The organism is Butyrivibrio sp. AC2005 (assembly GCF_000424145.1).
Lineage (GTDB): Bacteria > Bacillota > Clostridia > Lachnospirales > Lachnospiraceae > Butyrivibrio.
This window is the reverse complement of sequence record NZ_AUJI01000010.1, coordinates 13,638-33,419: the sequence shown is the minus strand read 5'-3', so window position 1 is coordinate 33,419 and position 19,782 is coordinate 13,638. Positions and strand designations below refer to the sequence as shown.

At 40.5% G+C, this 19,782-nt stretch carries 15 protein-coding genes; all 15 read left to right on the top strand.

The features are described 5' to 3' along the window. The first annotated feature begins 72 nt into the window (after nucleotides 1-72). The 15 genes from rfbB (at nucleotide 73) to G602_RS24790 (ending at nucleotide 19,767) form a co-directional block, all read left to right on the top strand. Nucleotides 73-1,161: a dTDP-glucose 4,6-dehydratase gene (gene rfbB, locus G602_RS0101715; protein WP_026657346.1), complete on the top strand. Its 1,089-nt coding sequence runs from the start codon at nucleotides 73-75 to the stop codon at nucleotides 1,159-1,161. Between the two features lie 131 nt (nucleotides 1,162-1,292). Then, on the top strand, nucleotides 1,293-2,225 hold the full coding sequence (locus tag G602_RS0101710) for a glycosyltransferase family 2 protein (RefSeq protein WP_026657344.1): 933 nt from the start codon (nucleotides 1,293-1,295) through the stop codon (nucleotides 2,223-2,225). Nucleotides 2,226-2,336: 111 nt separating this feature from the next. Next, nucleotides 2,337-3,206, top strand: a complete 870-nt coding sequence (rfbA, locus tag G602_RS0101705; RefSeq protein ID WP_026657343.1) for a glucose-1-phosphate thymidylyltransferase RfbA — start codon at nucleotides 2,337-2,339, stop codon at nucleotides 3,204-3,206. After that, complete coding sequence (locus tag G602_RS0101700) at nucleotides 3,196-3,615, top strand: hypothetical protein (protein WP_026657342.1); 420 nt, start codon at nucleotides 3,196-3,198, stop codon at nucleotides 3,613-3,615. Before rfbA ends, G602_RS0101700 begins: the two co-directional genes overlap by 11 nt. A gap of 21 nt (nucleotides 3,616-3,636) precedes the next feature. Then, on the top strand, nucleotides 3,637-4,203 hold the full coding sequence (rfbC, locus tag G602_RS0101695) for a dTDP-4-dehydrorhamnose 3,5-epimerase (protein WP_026657341.1): 567 nt from the start codon (nucleotides 3,637-3,639) through the stop codon (nucleotides 4,201-4,203). Further along, entirely contained in the window at nucleotides 4,204-5,226 is a 1,023-nt protein-coding gene (locus tag G602_RS0101690; RefSeq protein ID WP_044930827.1) for an ABC transporter permease, read from the top strand. A 26-nt stretch (nucleotides 5,227-5,252) separates the two neighbouring features. Then, on the top strand, nucleotides 5,253-6,593 hold the full coding sequence (locus tag G602_RS0101685) for an ABC transporter ATP-binding protein (RefSeq protein WP_026657339.1): 1,341 nt from the start codon (nucleotides 5,253-5,255) through the stop codon (nucleotides 6,591-6,593). 3 nt (nucleotides 6,594-6,596) lie between these two features. Then, on the top strand, nucleotides 6,597-8,723 hold the full coding sequence (locus G602_RS29645; protein WP_081675796.1) for a class I SAM-dependent methyltransferase: 2,127 nt from the start codon (nucleotides 6,597-6,599) through the stop codon (nucleotides 8,721-8,723). Between the two features lie 12 nt (nucleotides 8,724-8,735). Further along, entirely contained in the window at nucleotides 8,736-10,820 is a 2,085-nt protein-coding gene (locus G602_RS0101675) for a glycosyltransferase family 2 protein (RefSeq protein WP_026657338.1), read from the top strand. 4 nt (nucleotides 10,821-10,824) lie between these two features. Beyond that, the gene (locus tag G602_RS0101670) at nucleotides 10,825-12,888 is read left to right on the top strand and encodes a glycosyltransferase family 2 protein (RefSeq protein WP_026657336.1); all 2,064 of its coding nucleotides are present in this window, start codon (nucleotides 10,825-10,827) and stop codon (nucleotides 12,886-12,888) included. A 94-nt stretch (nucleotides 12,889-12,982) separates the two neighbouring features. After that, entirely contained in the window at nucleotides 12,983-14,722 is a 1,740-nt protein-coding gene (locus G602_RS0101665) for a phospho-sugar mutase (protein WP_026657335.1), read from the top strand. A gap of 31 nt (nucleotides 14,723-14,753) precedes the next feature. After that, on the top strand, nucleotides 14,754-16,166 hold the full coding sequence (locus tag G602_RS24795; RefSeq protein ID WP_049944999.1) for a glycosyltransferase: 1,413 nt from the start codon (nucleotides 14,754-14,756) through the stop codon (nucleotides 16,164-16,166). A 17-nt stretch (nucleotides 16,167-16,183) separates the two neighbouring features. Beyond that, nucleotides 16,184-17,167 (top strand): glycosyltransferase family 2 protein, encoded by a 984-nt coding sequence (locus tag G602_RS0101655; RefSeq protein ID WP_049944998.1) that lies wholly within the window; start codon nucleotides 16,184-16,186, stop codon nucleotides 17,165-17,167. Between the two features lie 27 nt (nucleotides 17,168-17,194). Further along, nucleotides 17,195-18,598 (top strand): undecaprenyl-phosphate glucose phosphotransferase, encoded by a 1,404-nt coding sequence (locus G602_RS0101650; protein WP_026657333.1) that lies wholly within the window; start codon nucleotides 17,195-17,197, stop codon nucleotides 18,596-18,598. Between the two features lie 77 nt (nucleotides 18,599-18,675). After that, on the top strand, nucleotides 18,676-19,767 hold the full coding sequence (locus G602_RS24790; RefSeq protein ID WP_044930826.1) for an LCP family protein: 1,092 nt from the start codon (nucleotides 18,676-18,678) through the stop codon (nucleotides 19,765-19,767). Nucleotides 19,768-19,782: the final 15 nt, after the last annotated feature.

The following is a 19,782-nucleotide window of genomic DNA, read 5'->3' as shown; positions in this document are numbered from 1 at the left end:
TTTGCATTATTTTATTTAAACAGTTAGAATACATTAGAGATTTTTACAACTTTTTTTGTTATCGGAGGTTATATGAGAACTTATCTTGTAACAGGCGGTGCCGGTTTTATCGGTTCCAATTATATTCACTACATGTTTAAAAAGTATGACAACGAAATCCGCATTATCAATGTGGATGCTCTTACCTATGCTGGTAACCTTGAGAACCTCAAGGATGTAGAGGGAAGAGATAATTATACATTTGTTAAGGCTAATATTTGCGACAGAGATGCCATTAACAAGATTTTTGAAGAGAATGATATCGACCGTGTTGTACATTTTGCTGCAGAGAGCCATGTAGACAGATCTATAGTTAATCCTGAGATTTTCGTTGAGACTAACGTTCTTGGTACAGCTACAATGTTGAACGCTGCTAAGAAGGCATGGGAGCTTTCCGATGGTTCGTTTAAGGAAGGAAAGAAGTTCCTTCATGTAAGTACAGATGAGGTATACGGTTCACTTCCTGAGGATCCTAACGCTTATTTCTATGAGACAACTCCTTACGATCCCCACAGCCCGTATTCAGCAAGTAAGGCAAGTTCAGATATGCTTGTTAAGGCTTATATGGATACATATAAGTTCCCTGCAAACATTACTAACTGCTCCAATAACTACGGACCGTTCCAGTTCCCTGAGAAGCTTATTCCTCTTATGATCCACAATGCACTTGAGGGTAAAGCGCTTCCCGTTTACGGAGATGGTAAGAACGTCCGCGACTGGCTCTATGTTGAAGATCATGCCAAGGCAATCGACATGGTACAGGAAAAGGGTAAGCTTTTCGAGACTTATAACATCGGCGGACACAATGAGAAGCAGAACATTGATATTGTTCAGACTATCATTGATGTACTCAGAGAATCTCTTGACGATTCAGATCCCAGAAAGGAAAAGCTCACATATGACCTTATAACATATGTAGAGGATAGAAAGGGACATGATCGCCGCTATGCAATCGCTCCTGATAAGATTAAGGCTGAGATTGGCTGGGAGCCTGAGACAATGTTCAAGGAAGGCATCAGAAAGACAATTAAGTGGTTCTTTGCACATGAGGACTGGATGGAGCATGTGACAAGCGGAGACTACCAGAAATATTACGATGACATGTATAGCAGCAAGCTTTAAGCTGTGAATGATTAAAGAAGCATTGCAATATAACAGGAGAGCTTTGGTAAGGCATTTTACCGGGCTCTCTATTGTTGCGTTATAGAGCCCTCATCCGTCAGCGTAGCTGACGGATGAGGGGGGGAGAAAACATGAGCAAAATATCAATAGTTGTACCGGTTTACTACAATTCAGACACTCTCGAAATGCTCTACGAGGATATGAAACAAAAAATCCTCGGGAAGCTTGGAGACTATGAGATTGTCTTTGTCGACGATGGATCCGGGGATAATTCCTGGGAAATTATGAACAAGATTGCCGAAAAGGACAAGAATGTAGTTTGCACAAGGCTATCAAGAAATTTCGGCGAACATGCTGCAATCCTTGCGGGTCTTTCAGTGTGTACGGGAGACTGTGCTGTTACCAAACAGGCAGACCTTCAGGAGGATTCCACACTTATACTGGATTTATACGAGAAGTGGAAGGAAGGTAATAAGGTTGTCCTGGCAATAAGAGCTGAGCGTGATGAAGGAGCTGTAAAGAAGTTCTTTGCCGGGATGTATTATTGGATCGTAAGAAAAACCATTAACAAGGATATGCCGCAGGGGGGATGTGACTGCTATCTTCTGGACAGACAGGCAATAAAGGTTATTCAGCTGATGGATGAGAAAAATTCATCACTGACATTGCAGGTTATGTGGATTGGATTTAAATCAGCTAAAGTCTATTTCCATAGAAAAGACAGAACTGTAGGAAAATCCAGATGGACGTTTGCAAAAAAATACAAGCTTGTTGTGGATTCAATGATGAGCTTTTCATATTTTCCCATAAGGGCTATCAGTACTATAGGAGCACTTGTTGCCCTGGCATCCTTTGTGGGAATCATAGGCTCTATTGTTGAAAAGCTTACGGTGGGTACTCCCATTGCCGGATATGCATCACTTATGTGCGTCATACTTCTGGCAACCGGTCTTATCATGGTGACACTTGGTATTCTTGGGGAATATCTGTGGCGTGTATTGGATGCTGCGAGAACGCGGCCACCGTTCATTATAGATGAAGTTCGTAAAAACGAACAGGAATAAATATAAAAACAAATGATAGACTATGACTTTTTATGTTATAGTATAAGGTGGTGTAGGTTATCTGCACCTGTAACAGCTTTATAAGTTATTGATTATTTTGGAGGCAAATCCATGAAGGGAATTATACTTGCCGGAGGTTCCGGAACCAGACTTTATCCGCTTACAAGAGCGATATCCAAGCAGATCATGCCTGTCTATGACAAGCCTATGATTTATTATCCGCTTTCCACACTTATGCTTGCGGGTATAAGAGAGGTACTTATTATTTCAACACCCAGAGATCTTCCTATTTTTGAGGATCTTTTTGGAACAGGTGAACAGCTTGGAATGTCATTTTCATATGCCATTCAGGAGGAGCCCAGAGGACTTGCCGATGCATTTATTATCGGTGCTGATTTTATCGGAAGTGACAGCGTGGCGCTGGTACTTGGAGATAATATTTTCTATGGACAGAGCTTCAGTAAGCTTCTTAAGGAGGTTGCTGCAAGGGATAAGGGCGCAACTATTTTCGGTTATTATGTTCGCGATCCCAGAGAGTACGGCGTTGTTGAGTTTGATGAGAATGGCAAGGCAATCTCAATCGAGGAGAAGCCGGAGCATCCCAAGAGTAATTACGCTGTTCCCGGATTATATTTCTATGACAATGATGTAATTGACATAGCTAAAAATGTTAAGCCTTCAGCCAGAGGCGAGATAGAGATTACAAGTGTAAATAATGAGTATCTTCGCAGAGGAGAACTGCATGTAGAGACTATGGGACGAGGCTTTGCATGGCTTGATACAGGTAATCATGATTCACTTCTTGATGCTGCTGACTTTGTTTGCGCATTCCAGAAGAGACAGGGACTTTATGTTTCATGTATTGAGGAGATCGCTTATAAGAGAGGATTTATCGATAAGGATCAGCTCTTGAAGCTTGCTGAGCCTCTTATGAAGACCGATTACGGCAAATATCTTGTTGAGGTAGCAAATGGACTCTAAGACATTCAGATTGTCTATATTGGCTATAATTACCACTATGGTACTAATCGGAGTGGTAGTTTATGCTGCAAACAGAGATAGGATTAATTCCTTGCTTGGCAGTAAAAAAGCATCTGAAACCGAAGCTTCCGTTACCGAAGAAGAGGAAAGCGGGACGGAATTTGGGGAGCAGATTGGTGATAATCTTAAGGGATTTCTTACTGCCAATGATTTTTTTGATAAGAGTGAACAGGGACCATCTGTAGTAGTTGTGGTGGATAACATACCCGTGCCCGCTAATGCGGAAAATGCTGATGATATGCAGTTTCCTGTTGGGAATGAAGTATCTGCAGGAAATGCAAGACTTGTGCCTGATGAGCACGGAGAATTACATGAGACTCCTATAGAATCGGACATAAATGAAAATTAATTTTGGAGGAATATAGATAAAATGGGTCAGTTAAATGTTGAAACATGCGAAATTGAAGGACTTAAGGTAATTACCCCTCAGGTTTTCGGAGATGAGAGAGGTTATTTCATGGAGACCTACTCAAGGAGAGACTTTGAGAAGATTGGTATAGACATGGAATTCGTACAGGACAATCAGTCAGCTTCCAAGAAGGGAGTGCTCAGAGGACTTCACTTCCAGAAAAATTTCCCTCAGGATAAGCTTGTTCGTGCTATTAAGGGCGAGGTCTTTGACGTTGCTGTGGATCTTCGTGAGGGTTCAGCTACTTTTGGTAAGTGGTTTGGAGTTGTTCTTTCAGCCGAGAACAAGAAGCAGTTCTTTATTCCTAAGGGATTTGCTCACGGATTCCTTGTTCTTTCAGACTATGCTGAATTTGCATACAAATGTACAGATTTCTATCATCCGGATGATGAGGGAGGAATTCTCTTTAAGGATCCCGAGATAGGTGTTGAATGGCCTTATGAGAATGAGGCAGATCTTACTTTATCAGATAAGGATACCAAGTGGGGAACACTTTCTGATTATAAAAAGGACCGCGGAGTTAAATAAATGGCGAGGGAAAAGACAGATAAGCTGCCTTTTATAAGTGAGCTGCCCAAGCCGGTTGGCCTGGGAATATTCTATGCAATGGCACTTATACTTATGCTGATAATTGTTTTACATACCAATGTGCTTGCTGATCAGCATACTGAAATGTTAAAGAAAATATGTGCATGCATACTGATTGTCATGTCCATGGTACTGGTTACGGTCTGGTATGACAAGCTTATGGTTTTACCGGTTGAGCTTTACAATTCCAGGAAGCTCATCCGGAGACTGGCGGTTAATGATTTTAAAAAACGATATGCCGGCTCGTATATGGGCGTTGTGTGGGCACTGGTTCAACCGGTGGTCACTGTTTTGATGTATTGGTTTGTGTTTGACAGGATATTCCAGCAAAAGTCACAGCTTGTGGCCGGCGGAATAGATGTACCCTATGTGCTGTTCCTTACTACGGGACTTGTACCCTGGTTCTTCTTTAACGAAGCCCTTATGAACGGAACAACATCTCTTTTGGAGTACAACTATCTTGTTAAAAAGGTTTTGTTTAAAATAAGTATTTTGCCTTTGATCAAGGTTATTGCAGCACTTTTTATCCATGTATTTTTTGCAGGGGTCATGATTGCTGTTTCATGTATGTATGGTTTTTACCCCACAATTTACACGATACAGATTTTTTATTACGCAATCTGTGAATTTATACTGGTTCTTTCAATATGCTATACAACCTGTGCTGTAGTGGTGTTTTTCAGAGATCTTACACAGATTCTGGCTATAGTACTTCAGGTTGGTCAGTGGGCGACTCCCATATTGTGGGATATAAATATGCTTCCTGATAATCTTAAATGGATAATAAAGCTTAATCCGATGACTTATATCGTAAATGGCTATCGCAATGCGATATATGGTAATGAGTGGTTCTTTGAACATTTTTATTCAAGCACATATTTTTGGATAGTAGTTGTGACTCTGTTCTTCATTGGATCACTAATATTTAAGCGTTCCAAAACACATTTTGCAGATGTACTCTGATATAATCTGCCGGGAAAGTTTGGTTTATGGATAAAGACATAGCAATTCAGGTTTCGGACCTGACTAAAATGTATAAACTTTATAATAAGAATTCCGACAGGTTGAAGGATGCACTTGGACTTCTTAGAACTGGTTCATACACGGAACATCTTGCATTGAACCATGTTAATCTCACAGTAAAAAAAGGTGAGACAATAGGTATTATCGGAACAAACGGATCCGGTAAATCTACAATTCTTAAGATAATTACAGGAGTGTTGTCTCCCACTTCAGGAACAGTTGAGGTAGATGGCCATATTTCTGCTCTTCTTGAGCTGGGTGCAGGCTTCAATTTGGAGTACAATGGAATCGACAATATATTCCTTAATGGAATGATGATTGGCTTTTCTGAGGAAGAGATAAAAGCCAGGATGGATTCCATTCTGGAATTTGCAGATATAGGAGATTATGTATATCAGCCGGTTAAGACTTATTCAAGTGGTATGTTTGTCCGACTGGCTTTTGCTGTAGCTATAAATATTGATCCTGAGATTCTGATAGTTGATGAAGCACTTTCAGTAGGCGATGTTTTTTTCCAGGCAAAGTGCTATCACAAGTTTGAGGAGTTCAAAAAGCAGGGAAAGACAATTCTTTTTGTATCTCATGATCTTTCAACAATAAGCAGATATTGTGACAGAGCCGTGCTTTTGAATCAGGGCGTGATACTTGGAGAGGGAACTCCCAAGAAGATGATTGATATTTATAAGCAGGTTCTGGTAGGACAGTATCCTCTTCCGGAGAATGACTTCAAATCACTTCTTGAAGATGAAGAGCTAAGAGAAGCTGCGGGCAGAAAGGCTGACGGCAAAAAAAGTGATGCCACAGATTCTAAAACGGAAGATAAGAAGGCTGGTTCTTCAGTAGAGAATCCGGAACTTCTTGAATATGGCAATAATGCTGCTAATATAACTGAGTTTTATGCTACTGACTCAAAGGGACTCAGAACCAATTCGGTTATAAAAGGAACAGAATTCACTATTCATATGAGAGTAAAGTTCCTTAAGGATATAAATGCTCCGATTTTTGCTTATACAATAAAGAACATTATGGGCATTGAGATTACGGGAACCAACTCAATGGTAGAAAAAGCGTTTCTGGAACCGGTTAAGGCTGGAGAGGAAAAGGTAATAACCTTTAAGCAGAGAATGCTTCTGCAGGGAGGAGAGTACCTTGTTTCCTTCGGAGTAACGGGATTTGAACAGGATGATTTTGTTGTTTATCACAGGCTCTATGATGCACTTAACATTACAGTTGTTTCTGATAAAAACACCGTTGGGTATGTCGATATGGAATCAACGGTATGCGTAACTGATGCTAAAAGGGATTAAGACATGCAGGAAGAAGTATTTATTGGCAATGTAAAACTGAATTTCAAGCACTATGCAGGACTCGATCTTTACAGTGATGGACCGGTTGAAAAAGAAATCTTTGACATCGTTAGAAAGCATAAGAAGGAAGAGTATCCTGAGATAATAGAGAAAAAGGCAAGCTGGCCGATTCTGTATCATCTTTCTGAGCTTAGAAGTAATATTGTCGAGTGGATTCCCATGAAGGGGAAGGAGAAGGTTCTTGAGGTAGGCGCCGGATGCGGAGCTATCACGGGAATGCTTTCAGAGAAGGCAGGTGAGGTAATCGCATGCGATCTTTCAAGACGCAGAAGCGAGATCAATGCTACAAGAAACTCCGAGTGTGACAATGTTACAATTCATGTTGGTAATTTCAGGGATATTGAGCCTGATCTTCCGACTGATTTTGATTTTATATTCCTGATTGGGGTATTTGAATACGGACAAGGATACATCGGTACCGAAAATCCATATGAAAACTTCCTGACAATGCTTAAAAAGCATCTTAAAAAGGATGGAAGAATTGTTATTGCCATTGAAAACAGAATCGGACTTAAATATTTTGCAGGAGCAGCTGAGGACCATCTCGGTGGATATTTTGACGGAATAGAGGGATACTCAAAGGACTCTGTTGCCAGAACATTTACAAGAAGTGGTCTTATCAGAATTTTCAAAAAGTGCGGTATGAATGATTATCATTTTTACTACCCGTATCCCGATTATAAGCTGATGACATCGCTTCATTCCGATAAATATCTTCCTGCATACGGTGAACTGCAGGATAATGTTCGTAATTTCGATAGAGACAGATTGCTTCTGTTTAACGAGAAGAGAGCATATGAGTGCCTTATAAATGATGGAATGTATGCGGATTTTGCAAATTCCTTTGAGGTTATCTTAGGACCAGGATTTGATACGGTTTATTGCAAGTATTCAAATGACCGTGCCGATGAGTTTAAGATCAGAACAGATATTACAGTAGATAAGCTTGGCAGAAAGCTTATAAAAAAATATCCTCTTACTGAGGCTGCCGAGGAGCATATCTTTGGTATGCAGGATGCTTATTATGCTCTCCGCGAGAGATACAGAGGCGGAGATCTTGAAGTAAACGATTGCCAGCTTGATGAGAAGAACAGATGCGCTATGTTTTCATATGTAAACGGCATCCCGCTTACAGCATTGTTTGATGCGTGCCTTGAATCCGATGATATGGATTCATTCAATGCTCTTTTCAGAGAGTATATGAGGAGAATGGGATATCGTCCTGATTATCCGGTAACGGATTACGACCTTATCTTTTCCAATATTCTGGTTAACGGACCGATATGGACAATCATTGATTATGAGTGGACCTACGGTAAATGCATCCCTCCGAAGGAGATAGCATTCAGGGCTCTTTATAGTTATATGCTCGAGGACAGGAGCAGAGATAAGCTTGATGTCAAAGCTCTTTATGAACAGATAGAGCTTACAGAGGAAGATATTAAGGGACTTCTGAGTGAAGAATCAGACTTCCAGAAATATGTGACCGGTAGAAGAAAGTCATCTGTCGAGCTGTGGAAGATGATAGGAAGAACAGCAATAGTTCCGAAAGAGCTGGCCGGATCATCAGAGACAGCAAGAAGTGCCGAAGAGATACAGGTATATGTTGATGAGGGTGAAGGATACAGTGAAGACGATTCGATTTTCCCTGATGAGACATATGATGATCACAATACAGTAACTATCAGTATAGAGTGTAATGACGGTGTTCAGAATATTCGTATTGATCCTGCTTTTGCCAGCTGTATAGTTACAATTAAACAGGTAGTCTGGAATGATGTATCCGTAGAAGAGGGAGGATCTTATATTTCAATCCATCCCAACGGATCATGGATTTCAGAAGACAGTATAGTATTTGGAACAGATGATCCCAATATTGAATTTGGTTTTTCTGATGACAGAATAGAGAAAAAGCGCGAAAATCATCTTAAGGTAACGATGATGACAACGCTCATTCCGAAAGAAACAGCTACCACAATTGAGGACTCGCTCAGAGTGGTAGAGGAAGAAACTACGGAGGAGAAGGGAGAGTTCCTTCGCAAGATAAAGAGGAAACTGCTTCCTAAGTAAGGGCAGTGAAAAATGTTAAAAGAAGTCGCTAAGAATATTCTTATTAACAACAGAAAAAGGGGCTATCAGAATAAGGTAAAAGAATGTAAGAATGCCTATAATATCTGGGAGCACAGACAGGAAAAGCACCCCATTTTAGTGTCAGGTGGGGCTGCTTCCGAAGTCACGGGGAGACTTCAGCTTTTTACGGAGGTTGTATCTTACACTCAGGTGTGGAGAGAGGCCGATCCTGCTGCAACTGCTGAGAGGATCCTGATTTTTGTGAGCCCAAAAGGGAGACTTGCAGGTCATGCGGTAGAAAATATCAGAAGATATTTTGAGGCGCATCCCGAGATTAATGTTGTCTATGGTGATGAGGATGAAATGGTAGGCAGGGGGAAATATGGAAAGCCATATTTTAAACCTGACTGGTCACCGGATACTTATCTGAATGCTTTTTATATTGGCAGTGTGTTTGCATGCAGAGCAAATACATATGAGGCTGCAACTGCAGAATATGATAATGCGATTAAGATGCTTGGTGGAACTACAGGGGTAAAAAAGAATTCACCTGAAGCAGTGGGCAGAGAAGCCAGCATGCTTTCTGCTGATGTTCTGTTTTGCATGCTTGCAATTGAAGAGAGAGCTTTTGCTAAAAGAACAGATACGGACTTTCCTATAGGACATATAGGAGAGATTCTTTTCCATAGGGAGCCCGAGACAGATGTTTTTTACGGAAGAGGTTTTCATAATTCGCGGCATATGCTTATGAAGCCCGCTACTGTGAGTATCATTATTCCTACAAAGGATCATCCGGATATTCTTTTTCAGTGTCTTAAATCCATAGTAAATACTACGCATGAAAAGAACATAAGGTATGAGATTGTAGTCGTAGATAACGGCAGCAGTGCGTACAATCGTGTCCGCTATGGTTCATATATAAATCAGATAGATAAAACCGGTGGATTGACTAATATCACATATCTGTATAAGGTTGAGGCATTTAATTTTTCTCATATGTGCAACCGCGGAGCTGTACGATCAGGTGGGGAATATCTGCTTTTCCTTAATGATGATATTGAGGCAACGCAGGACGGATGGCTTCGGGAGATGCTTTCTCAGGCACAGCTGAGACATGTGGGAGTTGTAGGAGCAAAGCTTCTTTATCCGGATACTGATCTTATTCAGCATTGCGGAATAACTAATGTGAGGCTTGGCCCCGTGCATAAGCTTCAGAAAATGCATGATCAGAAATCACATTATTTTGGCTATAACAGAGGTATTCACAATCTGATTGGTGCAACAGGTGCATGCCTTATGCTCAGCCGTGAGAAATTTAATGAGGTTGGAGGCTTTCCGGAAGAATTGCCGGTTGCTTTTAATGACGTTGATTTATGCTACAGTGTTTATCAAAAGGGATACTATAATGTCTGCTGTAATCATATAAGCCTATATCATCACGAGTCCTTAAGCAGAGGTCTTGACACTCTGGATTTAAAGAAGATGGAGAGGCTTGCAGGCGAGTATGAAGTGCTTATGAAGCGGCATCCGGGATTTTACAATAAGGATCCGTTTTACAGTAAGTATCTTACTGATGATGAGACTATCAGTGCTATAATACCTTGCGAAGACTTCACTCCTGTTTTGGATATTCCTTATCATACTGTCAAGGTTCATGAGGATGGCTTTGCAGATGCAAGAGAAGACGCATGTCTTAGAATTGGTGTTGAGTATGCAGGAACCATGGAGAACTGGATGTATGGAATCCGTGACGGTGAAGTTCTTGATGGCTATTTTGTTAAAGGCTACAGCTTTGTTATAGGTTCTGATAATGCTTTCTTTGAGAGAAGGCTGGTTTTGAGACAGGTTGAAAGGTCTGATGAGGGAGCAAGACCTGCATCTTCTGTGGTTTACAGTATGCCTGTTTATACCTGGTACAGACCTGATATAAAGCTAAGACTACAGGATCAGATAGATGTAGATCTTACAGGATACAAAGTAAGAATCGCTTCGGGAAAGCTATCACCCGGTTACTACCAGGTTGGTATGGCCGCGCTTGATCAGACCGGAACACTTAAACTGATTAACTGGGTACCAAATTTACTTAAGGTGAAATGATTTAATGACTGATAATACTGAATTTGATTTTAAAACAGCATATGAAAAGGAGAAGCTTAAAAGTGCAGATTTGGCACAGAGAATAGCTGATCTTGAGGATAAGAATCAGGAGCTTGAATTTAAGCTTAACCGTATAAAGAATAACCCTATATGGAAGGCGAGCACACCTGCAAGAAATGCGATGCATTTTGTGATACGCCAGAAGGATCGCGTGAAAAATGCCGGTTCTGTAAGAGGAGTAATTGCCAAGCTTAAATATAAGCAGATTGAAAGGAAGGCTAAGGTTCATTACGGTACTGAGAGTTTTCCTACAGAAGAGACCATTGTGGCAGAGAGAAATGAGAATTTTGAAAAAATGCCACTTATCAGTATACTTGTACCACTTTACAATACTCCTGAGAATTTTCTGAGGGATATGATTGAGTCTGTTCTGAACCAGACCTATACAAACTGGCAGCTTTGTCTTGCTGATGGATCAGATGCAGAGCATGCCTATGTGGAAACGATTGTTAATGAATATAAAAAGGATAATCGTGCAAAGCTTGGTAAGTCAGAAGGGGCAGGTGTCCTCTATCACAGACTTGAAAAGAATACCGGAATATCCGGAAATACAAATGAATGTCTCAAATTGGCTTCGGGAGAGTATATCGGACTTCTTGACCATGATGATATTCTTCACCCTGAGGTACTCTACTACTATGTAAAGGCAATAAATGAGGAAAATGCAGATTATCTGTACTGCGATGAGGCGACTTTTTCGGGTAAGAGCATTGATCATATGATAACAATGCACTTCAAGCCTGATTACGCGCCGGATAATTTAAGAGCTAATAACTATATCTGTCATTTCAGTGTTTTCAAGCGTTCACTCCTTGATGGTACAGAGCTTTTCAGATCGAAATTTGATGGCAGCCAGGACCATGATATGATCCTCAGACTGACTGATAATGCTGAGAAGATTGTTCATATACCCAGACTTTTGTATTACTGGAGATCGCATGCAGGAAGCGTAGCATCAGATATAAGTGCCAAGAGCTACGCGATAGATGCTGCCAGAGGTGCAGTCGCCGATCACCTTAGAAGACATGGATATGAACATTTCAAGATAACAAGTACCAGAGCATTTGAGACGATTTTCAAGATAGCTTATGAGGTTCAGGGTATTCCCAGGATTTCAATAATAATACCCACCTGTGAACATCTTGAGGACTTGAAGAGATGTCTTACTTCCATTTATGAAAAGTCCACATATGATAATTATGAGATTATCATTGTTGAAAATGGCAGTAGTTCAAAGGAAATCAGAGCATATTACGATGAACTCAGAAACGGAGCCATGAGCTCTGTTCTCAAAATAGTTGACTACTATGAGGATAAGAGTAACCTGAACGCCGATGGTTCTAAGCCATCCTTTAACTATTCAGCTGTTGTGAATTATGGAGTTAAGCAGTCTACGGGAGACTACATACTTCTTCTTAACAACGATACACAGGTTATAACTGTCAACTGGATGGAAGAACTACTTATGTATGCTCAGAGAAGTGATGTGGGAGCAGTTGGAGGAAAACTATATTTCCCTAATCGAAAGATACAGCATGCCGGGATAGTTTTAAGACTTGGTGCACACAGAACAGCCGGACATTGCCATTACGGACAGGAGGGAATGAACCTCGGATATATGGGCAGACTATGCTATGCTCAGAATGTTTCTGCTGTTACCGGAGCGTGCCTTATGGTATCAAGAGCTAAGTATGACGAAGTGGGCGGTTTTGATGAGGGCTTTAAGGTATCTCTCAATGACGTTGATTTTTGTCTGAAATTGCGTGATAAAGGTTATCTTAACATATTCACACCTTTTGCTGAGATGTACCATTATGAATCCGCGTCCAGAGGACTGGACCTTGAAGGGGAAAATGCCAGACGCTATGATGAAGAGTCAGAACACTTCCGCAACAAATGGAAGACTGTTCTTGATAAGGGAGATCCCTACTATAATCCCAACTTCTCATTAGACAGAAGTGATTTTTCGCTTAATGTTGAAGGTTATAGCAGTTTGCGCAATGCTTGAGTATTTCTTTGGCAATGTATGACTTGATTTTTGCTAAAAGTAATGATTTACTTAATATAATTGAGGTTAAACCTCACTTATAAGGAGGAAGATGATGAGTGACGCAATGAAACAGCTTGAATATTGGTTAAATGATCCTTATTTCGATGAGGATACAAAGAAAGAGCTGACAGCTATTCGAAATAACGAGGATGAGGTTCAGGATAGATTCTATCAGGAACTCGAATTCGGTACAGGTGGACTGCGCGGAGTTATTGGGGCAGGAACCAACAGAATGAACAAGTACGTTGTTCGTAAGGCAACACAGGGACTTGCAAATTATATTAAGAAGAACGGTGGAGCAGATGGCGCTAAGAGAGGCGTTGCTATTTCTTATGATTGCCGAAGATTTTCACCGGAGTTTGCTGATGAGACAGCAAGATGCCTTGCTGCTAACGGAATCAAGGCATATGTTTTTGATGAACTCAGACCTACTCCTGAGCTTTCATTTGCATTAAGAAAGCTTGGATGTATTGCCGGTGTTATGATTACAGCAAGTCACAACCCGCCGGAATATAACGGATACAAGGCATATTGGGAGGATGGCGCTCAGGTTACACCTCCTCACGATACAGGTATTATCGCTGAGGTTAAGGCTATCACAGATTATAATGATGTTAAGACAATGTCTAAGGACGATGCCATGAAGGCAGGCCTTTATGAGATTATCGGAAAAGACATCGATGACGCATACATGGTAGAGCTTAAGAAGCAGATCATCCATCTTGATGCTATCAAGGAGATGGCTGAGAAGCTTACAGTAGTTTATACTCCTTTCCATGGCACAGGTCTTGTTCCTGTAAAGAGAGTACTTGCAGAGCTCGGATTTAAGAATGTATATATTGTTCCTGAGCAGGAGCTTCCGGATCCGGAATTTACTACACTTGATTATCCTAACCCTGAAGATCCCAAAGCTTTCAAACTTGCACTTGAGCTTGCTAAGGAGAAGGATGCGGATATCGTTCTTGCTACAGATCCTGATGCTGACCGTCTTGGCGTATATGCTAAGGATACTAAGACCGGAGAGTACATTCCTTTCACAGGAAATATGTCAGGAATGCTCATTGGTGAGTACATTCTTCGTGAGAGAAAGGCTACAGGCACTATGCCTGAGAGACCAGCTTTTGTAACAACAATTGTTACTACTAACATGGCAAGAAGAGTTGCTGAGAAGTATGGTCTTCACTATATTGAAGTTCTTACCGGATTTAAGTATATCGGTGAGCAGATCAGACTTTTTGAGGAAAACAATCAGGAGTACAATTACGTATTCGGTCTTGAGGAGAGCTATGGATGCCTTGCAGGTACACACGCTCGTGATAAGGATGCTATCGTAGCTGTTATGATGCTCTGCGAAGTTGCTGCGTTCTGCAAGAAGAATAATATGACTCTCTGGGATGCTATGGTTGATATGTATGAGGACTATGGCTATTATAAGGAAGGCCAGTATTCTATTACCATGAAGGGTATGGAGGGTGCAAAGGAAATTGCTGCACTTATGGATAAGCTCAGAAATGATCCGCCTAAGACATTCGGAGCCTGGACAGTTGAAGAGTTCCGCGATTATAAGACTGGCGAGACTGTTAACCCTCAGACAGGCGAGAAGGGTAAGACAGGACTTCCTGAATCCAATGTTCTTTACTTTGCTCTGGACAATGATTCATGGTGCTGCGCACGTCCTTCAGGAACAGAGCCTAAGATTAAGTTCTATATGGGTGTAAAGGGTACAAGCCTTGAGGATGCTGCTAAGAAGCAGGATGAACTTACTGCTGCTGTTAAAGCACTTATAGAATAACAACAAGAATCCTTTTAGCAGGGCTGTCAGTTTGCCTGACAGCCCTATTATTATAAATATGATTAATAGTATTAAGAAGACAATTTCATACGCCAGGAGAAATGGCATAGGTAATACAGCAGTTGCTGTTATGGAGAGGCTGAGGGACCAGAGAAGTGATAACTATATTTATGAGCCTCCGACAGAAGAAGAGCTGGAGAAGCAGAGAAAATGGTATCGCTCTTTATTGAACAATGCGGATAAATCAAAAATGCTTCCTCTGATCAGTATCCTTGTGCCCTGCTATAATACGGACAGAGAATTTCTAAAGATGATGATTGAATCTGTTCAAAATCAGACCTATGGAAAATGGGAGCTGATTTTGGCTGAGGCTCCGCTTGTTTCAAAGGGAAGACCGCTGTATCCTCTGACGGATATCATAAACGGTTATTCTGCTATTGACGGAAGAATAAGACATATCAAGCTTAAGACAAATGCGGGGATTTCCAATAACACTAATGCTGCGCTTGATGCTTCCCGTGGCGACTATATGGCACTTCTCGATCATGATGATGTCCTTACGCCAAACGCTCTTTGCGAGGTGGCGATTGCTGCTATAAAGAATTATCCCAGACTGATTTATTCGGATGAGGATAAATGCAATGCTGAAGGGGACAAATTCTTCGAGTACCATAGAAAGAAGAAATTTAATCCGGATCTGTTTTTGTCAAATAACTATATATGTCATTTTACAACTATAAGATCAGATGTTATTCATACCTGCAGATTCAGAAGTGAATATGACGGTGCACAGGATTACGATCTGTTTTTGAGAGCAGTCGGTAGAATAATGTGGAGTACTGATTATCAAAAACAGATAATTCATATTCCAAAAGTTCTGTATCACTGGAGAAGTCATGACAGTTCCACTTCTGCGAATCCCAGAAGCAAGATGTATGCGTATGATGCCGGAAAACGTGCTGTGGAGGATTTTCTTAAAGTGAACGGCATTAAGGCATCTGTAAGTCATTTAAAGCATGTGGGATTTTACCGTGTTGATTATGTTGACAATATCTTTTCTGCCAGAAAAGATATCGGTGTAGTAGGTGGAAAAATAGTAGATAAGAATGGTACCATGCTCGGCGGTAATTACCGTGCGGATGGAAAAATCAGATTTGACGGACTTCCGAAGGGGTTCAGTGGTGGTCTTCAGCATCTGGCTGCTCTTGAGCAGGATACGGATGCGGTTGATATAAGATGTATGAAAATAAGGTCTGAACTGACAGATCTTTATAAGGAAATATTTGGAGTATCGTATAAGGATACGACAGAAGGAAAGAGCTTTAAAGCTGAAGCTATAGGAACTGATTCAGAAATAAGAGAGAAGAGCATACGGTTTGGACAGGCTGTCAGACAACTGGGATATAAAGTTATGTGGGATCCCAGGTATGAGACAATTGTCTGACCTCGAGGGCTACTTATTTGAATAATAAAGTAACAATAATTATCCCTAATTATAACGGGGCAAAATTTCTTGATGATTGCTTAAAGAGCCTTAAAAAACAGAGTATAAGCTCTGAGGTTATAATTATTGATAATGGATCAACAGATAATGGAATAGAGACTCTTCGTAATAATCTGGGTAAACATGCAGAACGTTACCCCAAGACGGTTATTCATGAGCTTTCCGAAAATACCGGTTTTGCAAATGCGGTAAATGTTGGGATAAGACTTGCCAAAACCGAGTATGTCATACTTTTAAATAATGATACTGTTTCCGATGAAAGGATGACAGAGAATTTACTTAAGGCAATAGATGGTAAGAGTAAGGTCTTCTCTGTCGGAGCTAAGATGTTGCAAATGAAGGAACCACATAATATTGATGATTGTGGTGATTTATACTGCGCTCTGGGATGGGCTTTTTCTCCGGGAAGAGATAAAAGTAATAAGAATTATGACAGGAAAATGAAAATAACATCTGCCTGCGCCGGTGCTGCCATATATAGAAAAGATATTCTTGTTCAGATAGGCGGCTTCGATGAAGCACATTTTTGCTATTTGGAAGATGTGGATGTCGGATACAGGGCAAGAATATATGGTTATCAGAATTATTATGAGCCAACCGCAGTTGTATATCATGCCGGCAGCGGGACAAGCGGATCGAGATATAATGTTTTTAAGGAAGAACTGACGGCAGGTAATAACCTTTATTTAATATATAAAAATATGCCGTTTCTGCAAATATTATTAAATCTCCCTTTTGTCATCCCGGGGATTTTGATTAAGCAAATATACTTTATAAAAAAGGGACTTGGCATTGCATATTTCAATGGGCTTGTCGGTGGGGTTAAGAAGATTATAAAAAACAGTGACAGGAAAGTTGAATTTAAGAAAAGACATATGAAAAATTATGTCATTCTTGAGCTTGAACTACTTGTCAACTGCGTTCGCAGGCTTGTTGGATAAAATAAAATGTTATAGAATGAAATAGATATGATTAAGGATAATCAGAAAAATCTGAACATGCTACACGTCGCTGGGGACGGCATAATTGTGGCCTGTTCCTATATGCTGGCTTTTTATCTGAAATTCGAATCGCCGTTTTCAGGGCCGGAGGGAGGCTACCTTTCCATGAGGACATATTTTACTGCCCTCTATTTTTTGGTGCCTGCATATATGGTTCTATACAATATGGTAAACCTCTATACTCCCAGACGCGCCACGAGGATGAGATACGAACTGTATAATATCCTTCGGGCTAATGTCATTGGAATTATAGGCTTTTACGTTGCTCTGTACATGATTAAGCAGGTCGACTTCTCGCGTACGATGATAGCGATGTTTGCAGTTATCAATGTGATTCTGATGAGTCTGTCCAGGGTTTTACTTAGAAGATTCCTGAGATATATAAGAAGAAAGGGCTACAACTTAAAGCATATCCTTCTTATTGGATATTCCAGAAGTGCAGAAGGATATATCAGCAGGATAAATAACAATCCTCAGTGGGGATATGTTGTAAGCGGTATTCTTGACGATGCGGTTCCCCTGGGGACAACTTATCACGGAGTAAAGGTAATTTCCAAGATAGACAAATTACCGGAGCTTCTTGAAAGTAATGAATATGATGAGATTACCATAACTCTGCCCCTGGATAGATATGACAGGCTTGAAGAGCTTGTGGATGACTGTGAGAAGTCAGGAGTTCATACCAAGTTTATCCCTGACTACACCAGCCTTTTCCCGAGTAATCCATATACGGAAGATATTTTGGGTCTTTCTGTTGTCAATATAAGATATGTACCATTGACAAATGGTTTTAATGTTCTTGTAAAACGTATAGTGGATATTATTGGTGCAATAATTGCCATTATTATTTTTTCACCGGCAATGCTCGCTGCCGCGATAGCGGTTAAGGTATCAAGCCCCGGACCTGTTATATTCAAGCAGGAGAGAGTGGGACTTCATGGTCAGAGCTTTATGATGTACAAGTTTAGAACCATGAAGCTTCAGTCAGAAAAGTCTGAGAAAAAGGGGTGGACAACAAAGGATGACCCCAGAGTTACAAATGTTGGTAAGTTCTTGAGATCACACAGCATTGATGAGCTTCCGCAGCTGTTTAATGTATTGATTGGGAATATGTCGCTTGTGGGACCAAGACCTGAGAGACCTCAGTTTGTTGAGAAATTCAGGCAGGAAATACCGCGATATATGGTTAAACATCAGGTCAGACCCGGTCTTACCGGATGGGCTCAGATAAATGGCTATAGAGGTGACACTTCCATAAGAAAGCGAATCGAATACGATATTTATTATATTGAAAACTGGTCAATGGAATTTGATTTCAGAATATTGATCGGGACTATTTTCCACGGGTTTATCAACAAGAACGCGTATTAATGACTTTTGCTTGTATAATTATTATTTTTGTGGCAAAATAGGGCAGTGAAGACTAAAAATCAAAGGAGATTTATGATATGTCGAATCGCAGGAGTGGAAACTCAGGCAGAAGAGGCAGGAAGAAGAACACAAAGAGAGCACTTATAATATTTGGTGTTGAGATTGTAGTTCTCCTTATACTTCTTTTTATAGTATGGACTTTATTTGGAAGAATTAAGGTTGATAAGGTTGGCAAGGTCAATCTTGATGAGAAGAAGATTGCCGAAAGTGTTAATACAGGCGTTGAAGAGAATGAGCAGATGACGGGGTATACCAATATTGCACTCTTTGGTGTTGATTCCCGTGAAGGCGAGCTTGATAAGAATACCAGAAGTGATACCATAATGATTTGCTCAATCAATAATGCTAATGGTGATATTAAACTGGTTTCAGTTTATCGTGATACATACCTTAATCTTAGTAATGATACATATACGAAGTGTAATGCCGCTTACAAGGCAGGTGGTCCCCAGCAGGCTATTTCTATGCTCAATATGAATCTGGATATGGATATTACTGATTTTGTAACTATCGGCTTTGGCGGACTCACAGATGTTGTCGATGAGATCGGTGGAGTTGATATAAATATTGAGGAGAATGAGATTACTCATCTTAACAATTATCAGTCTACGATGGCAGAAGAGCTGAACATGAAGTATACTCCTGTAACACAGACAGGAATGCAGACTCTTAACGGACTTCAGGCGACTGCATATTGCCGAATCAGATATACGGCTGGTGATGACTTCAAGAGAGCTCAGAGACAGAGAACAGTTCTTATGGCTATTCTTGAAAAAGCAAAGACTAAGAATATTTCAGAGCTTGAAGATGTTGCAAGTAAAATATTTGGTGAGACATATACATCACTTGGACTGGAAGATATAGTTAAGCTCTTGGGAAATATTACCAATTATAATGTAGTAGCCAACGATGGTTTCCCTGTAGCAGATATGAGAGCTACCGGAACAGTCGGAAAGAAGGGAAGCTGCGTAATACCTGTTGATCTTGCTTCTAATGTTAAATGGCTTCATGAATTTCTGTTTGAGGATACAGATTATCAGGTATCATCCAGTGTTGAAAAATATAGTCAGAAGATTGCTGCTGATACGGATGCGTATATTGACAGGTAATTAGTTTTGACGCTT

What these genes read in the sequence shown, in the direction of transcription:
- G602_RS0101685 (WP_026657339.1), top strand. Translation starts at nt 5,253, where the DNA reads ATGGATAAAGACATAGCAATTCAGGTTTCGGACCTGACTAAAATGTAT.
- G602_RS29645 (WP_081675796.1), top strand. Translation starts at nt 6,597, where the DNA reads ATGCAGGAAGAAGTATTTATTGGCAATGTAAAACTGAATTTCAAGCAC.
- G602_RS0101650 (WP_026657333.1), top strand. Translation starts at nt 17,195, where the DNA reads ATGATTAAGGATAATCAGAAAAATCTGAACATGCTACACGTCGCTGGG.
- rfbC (WP_026657341.1), top strand. Translation starts at nt 3,637, where the DNA reads ATGGGTCAGTTAAATGTTGAAACATGCGAAATTGAAGGACTTAAGGTA.
- rfbB (WP_026657346.1), top strand. Translation starts at nt 73, where the DNA reads ATGAGAACTTATCTTGTAACAGGCGGTGCCGGTTTTATCGGTTCCAAT.
- G602_RS0101665 (WP_026657335.1), top strand. Translation starts at nt 12,983, where the DNA reads ATGAGTGACGCAATGAAACAGCTTGAATATTGGTTAAATGATCCTTAT.
- rfbA (WP_026657343.1), top strand. Translation starts at nt 2,337, where the DNA reads ATGAAGGGAATTATACTTGCCGGAGGTTCCGGAACCAGACTTTATCCG.
- G602_RS0101710 (WP_026657344.1), top strand. Translation starts at nt 1,293, where the DNA reads ATGAGCAAAATATCAATAGTTGTACCGGTTTACTACAATTCAGACACT.
- G602_RS0101700 (WP_026657342.1), top strand. Translation starts at nt 3,196, where the DNA reads ATGGACTCTAAGACATTCAGATTGTCTATATTGGCTATAATTACCACT.
- G602_RS0101670 (WP_026657336.1), top strand. Translation starts at nt 10,825, where the DNA reads ATGACTGATAATACTGAATTTGATTTTAAAACAGCATATGAAAAGGAG.
- G602_RS24790 (WP_044930826.1), top strand. Translation starts at nt 18,676, where the DNA reads ATGTCGAATCGCAGGAGTGGAAACTCAGGCAGAAGAGGCAGGAAGAAG.
- G602_RS0101675 (WP_026657338.1), top strand. Translation starts at nt 8,736, where the DNA reads ATGTTAAAAGAAGTCGCTAAGAATATTCTTATTAACAACAGAAAAAGG.
- G602_RS0101690 (WP_044930827.1), top strand. Translation starts at nt 4,204, where the DNA reads ATGGCGAGGGAAAAGACAGATAAGCTGCCTTTTATAAGTGAGCTGCCC.